The sequence below is a fragment of the Paraburkholderia phytofirmans OLGA172 genome (assembly GCF_001634365.1).
In the GTDB taxonomy this organism is placed as follows: domain Bacteria; phylum Pseudomonadota; class Gammaproteobacteria; order Burkholderiales; family Burkholderiaceae; genus Paraburkholderia.
Genome location: NZ_CP014578.1, coordinates 1,719,952 through 1,734,684 on the forward strand (window position 1 = coordinate 1,719,952; position 14,733 = coordinate 1,734,684).

At 58.3% G+C, this 14,733-nt stretch carries 11 protein-coding genes; 4 read left to right on the top strand and 7 right to left on the bottom strand.

Going from position 1 to position 14,733, the window contains the following annotated elements:
* Positions 1–561 precede the first annotated feature (561 nt).
* The 3 genes from rpoD (at position 562) to AYM40_RS07395 (ending at position 4,532) form a co-directional block, all read left to right on the top strand.
* Positions 562–2,541 carry an RNA polymerase sigma factor RpoD gene (rpoD, locus tag AYM40_RS07390; RefSeq protein ID WP_063495646.1) on the top strand — a complete coding sequence of 660 codons (1,980 nt, stop codon included), beginning with the start codon at positions 562–564 and terminating at the stop codon, positions 2,539–2,541.
* Between the two features lie 539 nt (positions 2,542–3,080).
* Positions 3,081–3,524, top strand: coding sequence for a DUF3331 domain-containing protein (locus tag AYM40_RS43645; protein ID WP_082854994.1), 444 nt, complete (start codon positions 3,081–3,083; stop codon positions 3,522–3,524).
* Between the two features lie 558 nt (positions 3,525–4,082).
* Entirely contained in the window at positions 4,083–4,532 is a 450-nt protein-coding gene (locus tag AYM40_RS07395) for a MarR family winged helix-turn-helix transcriptional regulator (protein ID WP_063495647.1), read from the top strand.
* A 27-nt stretch (positions 4,533–4,559) separates the two neighbouring features.
* Here the strand turns inward: AYM40_RS07395 and AYM40_RS07400 are convergent, their stop codons facing one another.
* Complete coding sequence (locus tag AYM40_RS07400; RefSeq protein ID WP_148662134.1) at positions 4,560–5,804, bottom strand: CaiB/BaiF CoA transferase family protein; 1,245 nt, start codon at positions 5,802–5,804, stop codon at positions 4,560–4,562.
* On the bottom strand, positions 5,804–6,991 hold the full coding sequence (locus tag AYM40_RS07405) for an acyl-CoA dehydrogenase (RefSeq protein WP_063495648.1): 1,188 nt from the start codon (positions 6,989–6,991) through the stop codon (positions 5,804–5,806). Before AYM40_RS07405 ends, AYM40_RS07400 begins: the two co-directional genes overlap by 1 nt.
* A 130-nt stretch (positions 6,992–7,121) precedes the next feature.
* On the opposite strand from AYM40_RS07405, the gene AYM40_RS07410 reads away from it, so the two are divergent.
* On the top strand, positions 7,122–8,033 hold the full coding sequence (locus AYM40_RS07410) for a LysR substrate-binding domain-containing protein (RefSeq protein WP_063497897.1): 912 nt from the start codon (positions 7,122–7,124) through the stop codon (positions 8,031–8,033).
* Between the two features lie 238 nt (positions 8,034–8,271).
* Here AYM40_RS07410 and AYM40_RS07415 read toward each other — a convergent pair whose 3' ends face one another.
* From AYM40_RS07415 to AYM40_RS07435, 5 genes are all read right to left on the bottom strand, one after another.
* Entirely contained in the window at positions 8,272–9,693 is a 1,422-nt protein-coding gene (locus tag AYM40_RS07415) for an efflux transporter outer membrane subunit (RefSeq protein ID WP_063495649.1), read from the bottom strand.
* A complete protein-coding gene (locus AYM40_RS07420; protein WP_063495650.1) occupies positions 9,690–10,652 on the bottom strand; it encodes an HlyD family secretion protein in 963 nt (320 codons plus the stop codon). The genes AYM40_RS07415 and AYM40_RS07420 overlap by 4 nt, the downstream gene beginning before the upstream one ends.
* 16 nt (positions 10,653–10,668) lie before the next feature.
* Positions 10,669–10,869, bottom strand: coding sequence for a DUF1656 domain-containing protein (locus AYM40_RS07425; RefSeq protein WP_063495651.1), 201 nt, complete (start codon positions 10,867–10,869; stop codon positions 10,669–10,671).
* 33 nt (positions 10,870–10,902) lie between these two features.
* A complete protein-coding gene (locus tag AYM40_RS07430) occupies positions 10,903–12,969 on the bottom strand; it encodes an FUSC family protein (RefSeq protein WP_063495652.1) in 2,067 nt (688 codons plus the stop codon).
* Between the two features lie 702 nt (positions 12,970–13,671).
* Complete coding sequence (locus tag AYM40_RS07435) at positions 13,672–14,562, bottom strand: LysR family transcriptional regulator (protein ID WP_063495653.1); 891 nt, start codon at positions 14,560–14,562, stop codon at positions 13,672–13,674.
* Positions 14,563–14,733 lie beyond the last annotated feature (171 nt).

Below are 14,733 nucleotides of genomic sequence, written 5' to 3' on the forward strand. Positions count from 1 at the left end.
GTGATTTCGGTTCGAACTATCGAATCCGTGCGAAACTTCTTAATCCTTGCGGATGATTTTCTCTGGCTCAGATGGAAGAGAGACAACTTGGCCGAACGGCCCAGTTACTTGCCAAGGCGCGGCGTCAAATTTTTTGACTGTACTTCAGTTTAAATGCCACCCGGTTGAGATATCGTTTGGCGTCGAGTGACGCGCCTCGACGCCTAGCCATAGGACGGCTTGCGTATGAGAAAGTTGATGACCGTTCTTATACGAAAGCGTGCGTCTGCGTTCGGCTAGGCTCATCCGCGCATCTCCCGCACTAGGCCCGTCGTGAGGCGACGGCGCCTTCAAACGCATCTCGGTATCCTGGTCGGGCCGGCCGAAACAATTCAACCAACTATTGGAACGCTCTCTGAGGCGGATAGTACGGCGTCCACTCACATCCTTAAGCAAAGCTTGTCAAATTCAGCACTATTCGGGCAGTCTGAATTTGCCCGTTGGAGCAGTATTACGCTGTGGCGAAGCGGTTCCTATTCCAATGTGCTAGCCGGAGAGCCATACGCCGGCAAGGAGCGAAACATGGCAGGCGCTGCACGACAAATTCCGGCAGGAAATCTACCTATCGCAGACGGCAGTCCTTCTGGGAGCGGGGTCGGAAAGCGGAACCGTACAGGGCGGGCGCCACTGCTAAATCAACATCTCCCCGTTGAGGAAACTGGCGAGCGCAGACAGCAATTTCGCGCGCTAATCCACCTGGGAAAAGAACGCGGTTTTTTAACGCTGCCGGAGATCAGCGAGCAATTACAAGAGACTTTCTCGGCAAGCGACGCATTGGAAATCGTAGTCAGCACGTTCGCCGAATTGGGCATCGCTGTCTACGAACAAATGCCCGATTCCGAAACGCTACTGTTGCATGGAAACGCGGTTGAGCCTTTCCCAGACGACCAGACGGAAGATGACGTCGAAAGTGTCATTTTTACAATGGACTCAGAATTCGGTCGTACGACCGATCCGATGCGGATGTACATGCGAGAACTCCCTTCGAAACCGCTGCTAACACGAAACGAAGAGGTCAGTGTGGCCATGCGGATCGAGGTCGCTTTGTTAGCGATCGTGCAGGTAATTTCATCATGTCCGACTACTGTCGCTACCATTCTTGAATTCGCCCGCCGCGTTGAGCGTGACGAAATGGGTATTGATGAGCTCGTGGATGGAATGATGGACGACGCACTTGTAGCAGCCAGCGCGGCGCGCACGGCTGAGGGTGACGCGGAAATGGACGCTTGTCCTAGCGTAGAAATGAAAGACAAGGGAGCCCTCGCGAAGACGGCAGAACTTCGTCTCGACCAACTGAAGAACATTTGCCTAACGCGATTCGCACGCGTCGCTCAGAAATTCGAAGCGATGCGGCTTGCCCGCGCCAAACATGGGGAGAAGTCTGATTCGTTCGCGACTGCACAGAGGGCGGTTTGCAACGAACTGCGCCCAATTCGGTTCACCGCGTCAATCATAGAGCTTCTGTGTGCTGACATCCATGCGGCGGTGGGGGAAGGGCGGGGTACCGAAGGCCAAATGCTCAGGCTGCTGGTGGACATCTGTGGAATGCCACGAGATGAATTCCTCGCGTCATTCCCTGCAAATTCTATGAACCTCGGCTGGGGAGCCGGTCTAGTCAGGGAGCAACATCCATACAGCGATTCGGTGGCACGGGTCCTGCCGACCATAGAATTGCATCAGCGAAGGTTGATCGATATTGGCAACCGAATGGGCCTGCCTTTCCATGAACTGAAGCTATTACATCTACAGACGACGATTGCTGAGCGAAAAATGCGCCAAGCCAAACATGAGATGACGGTAGCCAACTTGCGGCTGGTGATTTCAATCGCAAAGAAATATGTGAATCGCGGCATACAGTTCGCAGATTTGATCCAGGAGGGAAACATTGGCTTGATGAGAGCGGTAGACAAATTCGAGTATCGTCGCGGGTGGAAGTTTTCAACTTATGCGACGTGGTGGGTGCGCCAGGCTGTCTCCCGCGCGATTGCGGACCAAGGGCGTACTATTCGCGTACCGGTGCACTTGGTCGAATCGATCAACAAGTTAAACCGGATCTCGCGCGATAGTTGGCAGCAGTCCGGCAAGCAGTCAGATCCGGGCATGCTGGCCGAACTTACCGGGATTCCTGAGCGCAAGATTCGCGGTATCATGAAAATTCCCAAGGAACCGTTCTCAATGGACATGCCAGTCACTGAGGGAGGTGTTACGAGTATTGGTGAGCTGATTGCAGACCCTGCAGCTGAGAGTCCCGCCGACTTGACCATGCGAGCGAATATGCGCGTTGTCGTAAAGAAGGCTCTCGATACCCTAACGCGTCGCGAAGCAATGGTGTTGAGACTGCGCTTTGGGATAGACACGCTCTCCGATAGCACACTCGAAGAAGTGGGCAAACAGCTCGATGTGTCGCGCGAGCGGATTCGTCAGATTGAAAGCAAGGCAATACGCAAGCTTCTTGACTCCAGTTGCGTGGACACCCTCAGAGATCTGCTAGGCGATGGGTAACAATTCGACTTTCGAGCGGGCGAGTAGGTTGCGTCGACAACGTTTGCTGATCCGAACCGGTCCCAATCAAGGCCGCCGGCTCGCACCCCGCGATATTTAACGGTCACCGATTGTGAAAATCGCGGATTAAATTACAACGCTTTCAGCAATCTTTTGGCAACTCAGCAAGGAGCGCAGCACGTGCGATCGCTCCACATGCGAAAATTTTATCAATGACGGAATAGAGGGCGGAGTTTGTGGATGAACACCTCCAAGACTAACGATGGGGTATTTTTCGCAGTGACCTCCCGTTCTTGTGCATGAACGCTCTCATGGCTGTGGTTCATGAGTTGCCTCCTGAGCATATAGCTTTCGGTCTTGGAATTTCGGCGATTCTGAGATTCGTACGGCATTGACGCTTCCAAACCCGATCCTATAGATAAAGCGTCGCAATAATAAAAATTCAGAAGAATTGTAGTCGACTCCGGGTTTGCTAGACGGCTGGTCGACGATCGGCACGATATCTCGAACGCCCTGTGGGCACAACAATAGGAACGTCCATGCAAAGGAAACCGCGGGCAAGAGACGTGTGGGATGGGATACTAAGCTTACTTGAACCTCGCGACGTTGACAGAAATGGGACGTTAAAGTCGGCGGCTCCAGAAAAACTGAAGCGGGAAAGAGTGCGGTGCGAACGAAACGTCAAGCCGAGAAGGGACGCCGCTCGGCGAGATTGCCGCGATGCCCGGAATCGCTTTATACGGGTTATCGACGGACCATGTGAAGGAAAAATTACCGTATCGTGGCACGACTCTCAGCATTGTCACTATGAGGAGCAGACGTGGCGCATCGGCACCGCAGTTCAGAACGGAAATTGTGCGCTTAGCGGACAATCAATCATCGTCGGCGACGCAGTATTTCGCCCCTTTGGACGCCCTCGATCGAGCAATGCCGACGAGATGATTCTGGTGCGCGTATTGACGGACTTATCCGGGAAGAAATAGTTTGTCGTTGGGTAGGTTCAGACCGCCAACCCGAAAGAGAGATAGATTCCGGAATGCCGTCGGAGAAATTTTGGCTCAGTGACCTCCACTTGTGGTCTGGCTTCGAGGTAGCTCGAAAGTTGACTTTCGGTTGGGGACGACGTGGCTGGTGCTGTCTACAGAGTGGCTACGGCGCTACAACAATTTCATGCTTAGCTCCCTTCCATTTTGCGGGAGCAATGCTGTCGTTAGATCCAGGCAGGAGCAAACACAAACCGGAAAGCGTGTTTCCCACGCGCGCGCCGTAAAGAGTCGTGGTTCCATGAACTACATGTGCGCTAATGAATTGCGTCCAATTCAAAACACCTGCTATTGACGCAAGCTTTTAAGAAGAGCCCCTTGCATTGTAATTCTTCACTCCGACAATACCGATGACGCAGGTACCACGAACTACCCGTCAATGTGGATGGCCTGCCACGGCCTTGAGCTTGACCGCCAGTACAGATGTCGTGTCGACGTGCGCTTCCACGTTGTTTTTCGGCGGATCTGTGTATCAGCTCCAAGTATCAGCGCGTGCTAATGGGTTATGCCGACATCATGACAACCATCTGCGTCGATGAATCGACTGACGAACTTCTTCAGCTGATAGTACACGCTCAGGTGACGATGCGGCGCAGAGCAAATCGCCAGCTCAAGGCCTCTCTCGGTGTTAGTTTTAGCCAAGCCGTCGTGCTTGCGCTGCTATTACCTAATAAAAGTCCGGTGGTTGGCGAGATCGCGGAAAGCTACTGCATCGACAAAAGCGCTGCAGCACGTCTTTTGAGCCGATTGGAAGAACGCGGTCTCATTGCACGCGAGCGGGATGCAAACGATCGGCGAATGGTGCGCCCCGTTCTAACCGAAGCGGGTCGAGTATTGGCAGAAAAGGGGCTTCGTGAGTTGACCGCCGTGGAAGACCGAGCACTCTCTGGATGGATGCCGACCGAAGTACGAGCCCTGCGGGATATCCTACGTCGAGTGGTAAGATAATTCAAGCGGGCTGCAAGCCGGCCGCACTCACACGATTTTTCGCATCCGCAGATCGGCTATGTCCGCCTCACTCATTGCTAGCCAGTTCGTGAGCACTTCCATGGTGTGCTCGCCCAAAGCCGGCGGCGGGCGCTGGTAATCGATTGACGAGACAGACATCCGGATCGGATTGGCCACCAATGGCACTGCGGCCATACCGGGGCGGGAAATCTCTACGCGCACTCCGCGCGCCTGCACCTGGGGATCCGCGAACACCTTGTCCAAGCTATTGATCGGCCCGCAGGGCACACCCGCGGCTTTCATGGCGTCAACCCATTCATCGGTAGTTCGGGTGGCCGTCACGCTGCGAATCAACGCGATCAGTTCCGCCCTGTGAGTGACACGTTGGGGATTCGTCGCAAAGCGCTCGTCCAATGCCCATTCCCGCTGGCCCAGAGCGTTGCAGAAACTTGAGAACTGCCCATCGTTTCCCACAGCAACGATCATGTAGCCGTCGGAAGTTGGAAAGTCCTGATACGGAACGATGCTTGGATGGGCATTGCCCATTCGACGGGGCACAACGCCCCCCACCAGATAGTTCGAAGCCTGATTTGCGAGCGCGGCAATCTGTACGTCGAGCAGAGCAAGGTCGATATGTTGACCGCTGCCCGTTTTTTCCCGATTGGTGAGGGCGGCTAGCACACCGACGGACGCGTATAAGCCGGTCATGACGTCGGTCAGTGCTACGCCAACCTTCAATGGCCCATCACCCTCCGTGCCGTCGGGCCGGCCGGTCAGGCTCATGAGCCCGCCCATCCCCTGGATGAGGAAGTCATACCCCGGGCGTGCCGCATACGGTCCAGTCTGCCCGAAGCCGGTGATTGAACAGTAGATGAGACGCGGATTCAGTGCAGCCAGGCTGTTGTAGTCGAGACCATATTGCTGAAGGCCACCGACCTTGAAATTCTCTATCAGAATGTCGGCATTGGCGGCGAGTTGCTTCACCAACTGCTGGCCTTCAGGCTTGCTCAGATCAATCGTTATCGAACGCTTGTTGCGGTTCGCGCTGAGGAAATAGGCGGATTCGTCGGTCGGCTCGCCCTTGCCGTCGGGGAGCCACGGCGGCCCCCACGCGCGGGTATCGTCGCCAGCACCGGGGCGCTCGACCTTGACGACATCGGCGCCCAGGTCGCCCAGCAACTGGCTCGCCCACGGACCGGCCAGCACGCGCGACAGGTCCAGCACTCGCAGGCCCGCCAGAGCGCTTTGTTGAGATGAGGTTGGCATAAGCATCAGAAGGCAGCGATGCCGGTGATGGCGCGCCCGATGATCAGCGCGTGGATGTCGTGTGTTCCCTCGTAGGTGTTGACCGCCTCGAGATTCACGAGGTGGCGCGCTACGCCGAATTCATCGCTGATGCCATTGCCGCCCATCATGTCGCGAGCGACACGCGCCACCTCGAGTGCCTTGCCGCACGAGTTGCGTTTCATGATCGAAGTAATCTCGACTGCTGCCGTGCCTTCGTCCTTCATGCGGCCGAGCCGAAGACAACCCTGCAGACCGAGTGCAATTTCCGTCTGCATGTCGGCCAATTTTTTCTGAATGAGCTGATTAGCTGCAAGGGGCCGACCGAACTGCTGCCGGTCCAGCACATATTGGCGCGCGCGCTGCCAGCAATCTTCGGCGGCACCGAGCGCGCCCCAGGCGATGCCAAAGCGTGCGGAATTCAGGCAGGTGAAAGGTCCTTTCAATCCGCGCACGTCCGGAAAGGCGTTTTCCTCCGGGCAGAACACTTCGTCCATGACAATTTCGCCGGTTATGGACGCGCGCAGGCTGACCTTCCCGTGTATGGCGGGCGTGTCCAGCCCATGCATGCCCTTCTCGAGGACGAAGCCGCGGATTGCGCCTTCGTCGTCCTTTGCCCAGACCACGAAGACATCGGCAATCGGGCTGTTCGTGATCCACATTTTTGCGCCGCTCAGGCTATAGCCGCCAGGCACTTTTCGCGCGCGTGCCCCCATGCCCCCGGGATCCGAACCATGATTCGGCTCGGTCAGCCCGAAGCAGCCAATCCATTCACCGCTGGCCAGCTTGGGCAGGTATTTCTGTTTCTGTGCCTCGGTGCCGAACGTCGCGATGGGCAGCATGACCAGTGAGCTTTGCACACTCATCATCGACCGGTAACCGGAGTCCACTGCTTCGACCTCGCGCGCGATCAGCCCATAGCTGACGTAGTTGAGTCCCGCACCACCGTAGGCTTCCGGGATCGTCGCTCCGAGCAGACCGAGTTCGCCCATCTCCCGGAAGATTGTCGTGTCGGTGTGTTCCCGGCGAAACGCATCGAGCACGCGAGGTGCAAGCCGCTCCCGACAATATGAACGCGCTGAGTCGCGAACCATGCGCTCCTCGTCACTCAACTGCTGGTTCAACAGCAAAGGATCGTCCCATTGAAACGTGGCATTGTTGTGCGAAGAACTCATTTGACACTCGAGGATGGTTGGCGGAACCTTAAATTTAAGCCTCGGTTTGTTTGACTACAACCGATTTGTTCGCACGCACCTGTGCAGTTCTCGCACAGGTGCGTCGAGTCTAAAAATGTGGAGATCGGTTGTGCGAAGAAAAGTCCCGTCCACTGCTGCGCTGACAGTTTTCGAAGCTGCGGCGCGTAATCAGAGCTTCACCAAGGCTGCTGATGAACTGGCGATCACCCAAAGCGCCGTGTGCCGGCAGGTCGCCGCACTGGAGAGCTTTCTGGGCGTCAAACTATTTCAACGAAGCCGACGCGGAGTCGCGTTGACGGAAGCTGGAGCGAGCTACAGTCAGCAGGTGACGGCCCGCCTGGACGATGTCGAGCGCGACACACTTGAGCTTATGTCAAAGGGCGCGGCTGGCGGGACGCTCGAACTGGCTGTCGTGCCTACGTTCGCAACCAAGTGGTTGCTGCCCCGTATGGGTTCGTTCACGGCACAGTACCCCGGCATTGCCGTGAATCTCACTGCACGTACGCGTCCGTTCCTCTTCGACGACACGCGCCTCGATGCAGCTATCTACGCTGGAGAAGCCACGTGGCCCGGGACCGAGGGACATTTCCTCATGCGCGAAAATTTGATCGCCGTATGCTGTCCCGGTCTTATGCCGTCCCAAAAGCGGGCAGCTTCTGCAGAATGGTTCCGCTGCACACTTTTGCAACAGAGCACCAGGCCTTACGCGTGGCGACATTGGTTCCTCTCGTGTGGCATGCAGATCGAAGGGGACATGGCGGGTCCGCGCTTCGAATTGTTCTCAATGATCACGGAGGCGGCGATTCAGGGCATGGGCGTTGCGTTGATTCCGCCATTTCTCATCGAGGACGAACTACGGCGAGAACTTCTCGTTCAGATTGTCGACCACGCCTACCTAAGCGACCGGTCATACTATCTGACCTATCCCGAGCAGAAGGCCAGTAATGCCGCGTTGACTGCGTTTCGAAGCTGGCTCGAATCGCAGGCCCGGGACTACCGGGAGCCTGTTGGTTTGGGCTAGTGCGTGAACATGTCGTCGACCAGGACTACAGGGCGGTCAAATGCACCAAACGAGCCAGCTCGTGATTCAAGGATTTTCGCCGTTCGAGGTCTATTCCGCGCGCCTTTCATATTCGGGCACACGATCGTCAGGGGGCCGACGCGTTGCCGGACTGAAGGCCGTCCGTCCTACCTCATGGCGATGTAACCAATCCTCAAGATTTTGCTGCCGTTCCCGTAGCCCCCGATTGCGAGAGCCACTATTCCGACTCCCAGCCGCCGCCGAGCGCGAGGAACAGATTGACCTGATCCAGTGTAACCTGCGTCTCGGCGGCGGCCACCTGCGAATCGGCCGAACTCAGTGTGCGCATGCCATCGAGGTCTGCCAGCGAAGACTGCCGTCCGGCCAGATAGAAACGATGGGTTTCGTCGGCGGAGCGGCGTGCCAACTGCTGGGCGTCCTTCAGGGCAGCCGCCCGTGCGAGATCGCCGGCATAACTCGCCAAGCTGCTTTCGGTTTCGCGCAACGCATTCAGGACCACTCCATCGAACTGCGCGAGTGCGAGTGATGTTGTCGCTTCCGCAGCCCGAACCCGTGCCCGTGCTCCGTTGGCCGGAAACACCCAGGTGATCATGGGGCCGACGTTCCAGCGCTGGGTCGGCGCGGTTCCCAAGTCTTCGGCGACCCCGGTCGCGCCAACCGACGCGCCGATGCTCACGGTCGGATAGAGCGAACCGGTCGCTACGCCGACCCGCGCGGTCGCGGAAGCCAGCTTGCGCTCGGCCTGACGGATATCGGGACGACGTTTCAGCAGTGCCGCGCCATCGCCGACCGGAATGGGCTGAGCGATCCGCGGGGTCTTGTTGCAGGCGCCAACGGCCGGGGGCAAGTCGTTCGGCGTGCGTCCGGTCAGCATCGCAAGGCGGTACAGCGCGGCCCGCTTGCGGGCGGTGAAGCGCGGCATATCTGCGCGCAGTGTGGCTGCCTGGGCTCGCGAGCGCGTGACATCAGGCTCATTGGAGCGCCCGGCGTCGCGCAATCGTTTTGTCAGCGCGAGGCTCTCGTCTTGCAAGTCCAGCGAATGTTGGGCGACCTGCTGTTCTTCACCTGCCGCGCAGTTCTCGACATACGACCGCACAACGTCTGCGACTACCGTGATCCTCGCTACGTCGCCTGCTGCCTGGACCGCTTGCTGATCGGCTCCGGCCGACTCGACGCCGCGTTTCAGCGTACCGAACAGGTCGAATTGGTAGGAGACACTGATACCGAAGTCGCCTTCGTTGGCGACAGGGACTTTTTCCGGGAGCAGAAATGCTTCGCCTGATTCCTGCGCACGCGCTAGCGCACCGCTGGCTTTACCTGAGAGTCCGCCGGCCTCCTGCGCTTCCTCGGTGACAAAGCTGGCGCGCGCCAGGTTGGAGGCAGCGACCCGCAGGTCGGTGTTCGAGTGCAACGCGTCCCGCACCAGCCCGTCGAGCACAGGATCGTCGTACAGATGCCACCAGTTCGAAGGCACTGTCCCAACGGTGACTTCCTGGCCGTTTGCGTCCGTCAACGAACCGGCGGCGCCGGGTGCGTTGATCATCGCGTCTTTCGGTACTTCATAGTTCGGACCGACCGTGCACGCCACAACGGCCAGTAGGAGGGAGGCAAGACCGGCCTTGCAAAGAAGTTGTTTCATTGCGCGCTTCCACTTGCCGGTTTTGCCGCTTGCGCGGACTGCTTCAACGCCCCCGGCTGCCGGCTTGCGTCGTTCGCCACAGCACGATGTTCATCTATCGAGACGGTCGCCGTGCGGCCGGCAATCAACTGGAAATCCGGCGGGATATCATCCAGCGCAATCCGCACCGGGATCCGTTGTGCGAGCCGCACCCAGCTAAATGCCGGGTTCACGTTCGGCAGCAGGTTGGTACCTTGCGCGCGGTCGCGATCCTCGATCGCTGCGACGATGCTTTGCACATGGCCATGCAGCGCGCGGCCCTCGCCCATGACGCTGATCGTCACCGGTTGCCCGATCGCGATCCCGCGCAACTTGGTTTCTTCGAAATATCCATCGACGTGGAATGAGCTCGTGTCGGTGATCGCGAGCACCGAGCGTCCGGCTGTCACGAACTCGCCGGTACGCGGAGCGCGATCGCTCAGATAGCCGCCGACCGGGCTGACGATCGTGGCCCGCTGCAGATTAAGGCGGGCCACGCCGATTGCGACTTGCGCCTCGGCGCATGCGGCGTCAGCCTGCTTGACCCGCGCCTCGCTTTCTTCGAGCAATTCACGAGCGACAAGATCGCCGAGCGTCTTGTTGCGAGCGGCTTCCCGACGGGCCTGATCGAACGTCGCCTCGCGCTGCGCAAAAGTCGCCTCAGCCTGGTGCAGCGCCAACTCGTAGCGCTCCGGGTCGATTACGAACAGCACCTGACCGCGCCTGACAGCCTGGTTGTCGTTGACATCGACCTGAACGATCAGTCCGGAGACGTCCGGTGCGACCTGGATCACGTTAGCGCCGACGTGGCCGTCGCGGGTCCACGGTGCGTACATGTAGTAGCCGGCCAGATGCCACAGCACCAAGGCGGCGACGACGACCACGACCAGCGTCAGAGTGACCCGTGCCAGCAGCGCGACAGAAGGTAGAGGTTTTTTCACGTTGGAAGCCGATGCGTCAACGATGTGAAAGCGAGACGACAATGCCGAGCACAATCACATACAGCCCTAGGTCGAAGATCGACCGATGCCAGACGAGTTTGTAGAAAGGGGAGCGCTCTAGTAGCTTGCGGATCACCAGGTTGATGCCGTAAGCGATCAGCATCATCCACAGCAGCGCGGGGATAAAGACGCCGACAATGTCGACTTCACCGATCATCGGGCGCCTCCTGAACATAAAAGAACGCGTCGATCACGATTGCAGAGCTGAGTTCGAGAGCAAGGGCGGCGGCCTGTTCGGAAAAACCGACAGACGCAGCGCGACGAGTGCATACATCAAGTCAAGCGCTGTGTCGGCCGTTGAAACGCTGACGGTGTCGCCGAGCGCCGTGTCGATTGCGCCGAGCAGCGCCGCTGGGGGTTCCTCGCGGCGATCGTGCTCGATGCAGTTCAGGAAATGCTGCTGGACCCCGGCCAACACGCGGTCGATGGCCGCACGCAATGGCGGCTGCACCTTCTCGCGTTCAACCTGCAGGTCAAGCGCGTTTAGTCCCGCTCGCATATCGCGGAAGCTATCGATCGAAGGATGTTGGGGGGTATCCGTCGACGCCAGTCGCGGCAGAAGTTGGATCAACCGGTCGAGCATGCGCGCCGCCATATTGCGCTGTTCCTCGAGCGGATGGGGCGAGGCGGCGGCCACCAGGTCTTGCCAGCTTGAGCGAATCAGCCGCCGGGCGGCCAGTTCAGCGCCGAAAGGCCGCGTCACGCGTGTCCACAGGTAAGCGAACAACACGCCGATCACCGCCGCGAGGTTGCTGTTGATATAGGTCTGGAAGTTCGCGTCGTATGCGCTCTGGAGGCTGATGAAATTTGCCGTGTTGACCGCGGTCAACACGGCCATCAGAGCGAAGCGGGGCTGCGGGATCAGCGTGCCGACACAGATGAACGGCACCGCGAACCAGATAACCAGCATCGCGAAGTCGTGTGCGTTCGGAAGAATGACGAACAGATAGAGCCCAGCGACGACTACGCTCAGCGCCGCCGCAATGAAGGTGCGGAAAAGCTGTGGCGCGGGATCGTCGAGCGCCGCGAAGAAGCAGACGCCGATCGCTGCGACTGAGGCTGCGGCCGCACCGTCCTGCCAGCCAGACTCGATCCATAGTGCGCATGCGAGTAACACAGCGCCTGCTGCCGTTACGGTCGAGAAGAGCATGATCCCGCGATCGAGAAACCGCTCGACGCCGCCCAGCCGCCAATGGCAGAACTGAGGTGTCCACCATGCCACCTTGTCTTCGGCAATCATGTGTTGCAATGTGACGCAGTCCTGCCAAAGATCGATTAGCAGCCTCAGCCGCCACAGCATGCTGGAGAACAGCGCGCCTTCCCAGGCCCGCAGGGCTTCAGGCGTGGGCTCGAGTTGGCCGAGTTCGGCACGCAGTTGCTCTGCGGACTGTTTCACATCGTGGTCGGTGTGCTCGCCGGGATACCGTCGGGTCAGTTCGATCCACTCGCTGATCTTGTCGACGATGCCCGTCATCACTTTCTGCGCCGGCGCCTGGCTGCCTCGGAATGCATGCAGCGGGTCGGCTAGAGACGAAATGACCGGCATCAGTAAGCTCATCCGGCCGCGCAGTTCGCGCGCTTGACGAACCACCTCAGGCCGTGTGTGGTCATAGCTGAGCTGGCTCAGCAACACTTCCAGCCCGTTGATCGTTGCCGCCATGCGCTGGCTGCAGGCCGACATTTCGTTGCCACCTGGGCGTCCTGCGAGTGTCTCAGCAGCGTAGAAGGCCGCGTCGCGGAACCATGCGGCCGTCCGCTCGGCCAACACCGGCGCTAGCTTGCTCGGCAGGATCACAGTGTTGACGATGCTCGCGCAGACGATGCCGAGCACGATCTCCTCGGCGCGGGAGACCGCCACATCGAAAACAGTCGCTGGATTGGATACGGTCGGAAAGGCAATCAACGGAAGGGTGTAGGCGGCGAGCATGAACGTATACGATCGCGCCGTGCGGTCCGCGATCGCCAGATAAAGCATGATTCCCACCCACAGCGCGACTGCGAGGCTGAGTAGATAGGGCGCCTCGACCAGTGGTGGCACCAGTGCGATCGAAGCAGCTGCGCCGAGCAGGGTGCCCAGCGTGCGATACATTGCCTTTGAAGTGGTCGCGCCGACGAACGGATTTGAGACGATATAGACCGACGCCATTGCCCAGTAGGGGCGCGGCAGCTCGAGCCTTAGCGCGATATAGAGTGCGACCATGGATGCGCAGAAGGTCTTCAGCGAGAAAATCCAGTCGCGGGACGATGGCAGCATCATTCAGATTCCGCGTTTAGTGTTTGGCAGCGTTGTGAGGGGCGGGAGCGATCGTCCTGAACAGGCGTGGGGCTGTCGCGGGCCGGCGTGCTAATCCCCTTCAGCTGTTCGGCGTGCATCGTGACCAGATCAGCTTCGATCTCGTCGCGCGACGCGGGGGCGGATTCGGGAAATCAGGTGCTTTGCCTAACTCGCGCATATTGTCCTTGGGGCGAGCTATGAGGTTCGCGCGGACGTTTGGCACCTCGAGACGCGGGCGGGTCGCCATCCCGGGAGAGCGCTCTGCCGCACGTGAGCAGGTGGTCGCGATTGCGCCGCAGATGCGATGAAGTCCATGAATTTTGCAGGTCAAGTTTGAGCGGTTGGTGCGCCTGATTGAGGTTCGCTCGGATCTTCTGCAACTGCACCATCAGCGGGTTGATGTGTTCGCGTCTTGGCTCGCCTTTGGAAAACAGGGTAATTGTAGTAACCGCAATTTTGCTTCCATCATGATGGGATTTTCCGCGTCCTATTCCCGACATATCCTGCTCGATCTGCGAAACTTGGGCTCCAATGGACGGGCGGAAAAGCCATCGGCTGGAAGATCGAAATCTGTCGGTCCATTCTATATATGTCGAACGCGCTTCTCAATTCGATTTGACTGAGATTTAATTCAGAAAAATTGAATTATTGGTATCCACGCCGACGTGGCGTGTCGCACGTCAATCACGCATGGAGATATTCCTGAGCTACCTCGCTGAAGCCTTTGACGAAGGGCGAAGGGTCGTTCTTCCTAACCACCAAAAAAAGAGCAGACACTTCATTCACGTCCAGAAAGTCGCGAAACACTAATCCCGGGAGCTGGACGACGCTGACAGACCTTGGAATCACCGCAACACCATGACCGGAAGCGACGTGTGCCAGCGCAGTGATGAAGTCCTTGGTTTTGGTCTCGACCTTCGGAATGAAGCCTGCGTGCTCCCCGATCGCCAGCAGGTGCTTCGCAAATCCAAGGTCCTTCTCGAATTGCGGCGCGACAAAGGTTTCATTTGCCAAATCGGCCGCGCGGACCGACACGCCGGCGGCGAGGCGATGATTCGACGACATGGCAACGACCATCGGTTCGCGCGATATGCAAAGCTGCTCGAATTCTTCAGGATCACCTGCAACGGTGCGTACAACGCACACATCGAGCTTGCCGTCTTGCAGGAGTTGGATCTGAAGGGGGCTTTCCATTGCATGCAATGAAGTCCGAACAGCGCCATATCGGGTGTGATATCGAGTGAGGAGGGACTGAACAGCGCCGGAGCAGACAGATGAGAAGACGTAGCCAATTTCGATCGAGCCGAGTTGTCCTCGACCGGCCATTGTCGCAACTCGCTTTGCGTTTTCTGCACTATCGAGCGTCTGCCGCGCATGCTCAAGAAACATCTGTCCCGCGGTGGTCAACTCTACTGAGCGTTTTGTGCGGGCGACCAACTGAACCTGTAGTTCTTTTTCGAGTGATTGCAACTGCATGCTCAGAGCCGAGGGTGCAATGTCGAGCGCCTCAGCGGCTTTGGAAAAGTGAAGATTCTCGGCCAGGGCGACGAAGTATCTAAGCTGCTTCAGGTCCATGTGGTGTTGAGTCCGGGTTGATGTTCTAACGAGCTGTTATCAGATTCGATTCTATGTCTTAACGCGTGGCGATTGCTTGCTGGCGGTACAAGCACCGCTGCGGCCCCAGCCTATTGCTGATGGGCTTTGCTAGTCAGAGGTCGAGTTGCGGTAAGGCCAGCATTGCGTTGC

Excerpts from the sequence above, each read along its gene's own strand:
- rpoD (WP_063495646.1), top strand. The coding sequence starts at position 562 with ATGGCAGGCGCTGCACGACAAATTCCGGCAGGAAATCTACCTATCGCA.
- AYM40_RS43645 (WP_082854994.1), top strand. The coding sequence starts at position 3,081 with ATGCAAAGGAAACCGCGGGCAAGAGACGTGTGGGATGGGATACTAAGC.
- AYM40_RS07395 (WP_063495647.1), top strand. The coding sequence starts at position 4,083 with ATGGGTTATGCCGACATCATGACAACCATCTGCGTCGATGAATCGACT.
- AYM40_RS07400 (WP_148662134.1), bottom strand. The coding sequence starts at position 5,804 with ATGCTTATGCCAACCTCATCTCAACAAAGCGCTCTGGCGGGCCTGCGA.
- AYM40_RS07405 (WP_063495648.1), bottom strand. The coding sequence starts at position 6,991 with ATGAGTTCTTCGCACAACAATGCCACGTTTCAATGGGACGATCCTTTG.
- AYM40_RS07415 (WP_063495649.1), bottom strand. The coding sequence starts at position 9,693 with ATGAAACAACTTCTTTGCAAGGCCGGTCTTGCCTCCCTCCTACTGGCC.
- AYM40_RS07425 (WP_063495651.1), bottom strand. The coding sequence starts at position 10,869 with ATGATCGGTGAAGTCGACATTGTCGGCGTCTTTATCCCCGCGCTGCTG.
- AYM40_RS07430 (WP_063495652.1), bottom strand. The coding sequence starts at position 12,969 with ATGATGCTGCCATCGTCCCGCGACTGGATTTTCTCGCTGAAGACCTTC.
- AYM40_RS07435 (WP_063495653.1), bottom strand. The coding sequence starts at position 14,562 with ATGGACCTGAAGCAGCTTAGATACTTCGTCGCCCTGGCCGAGAATCTT.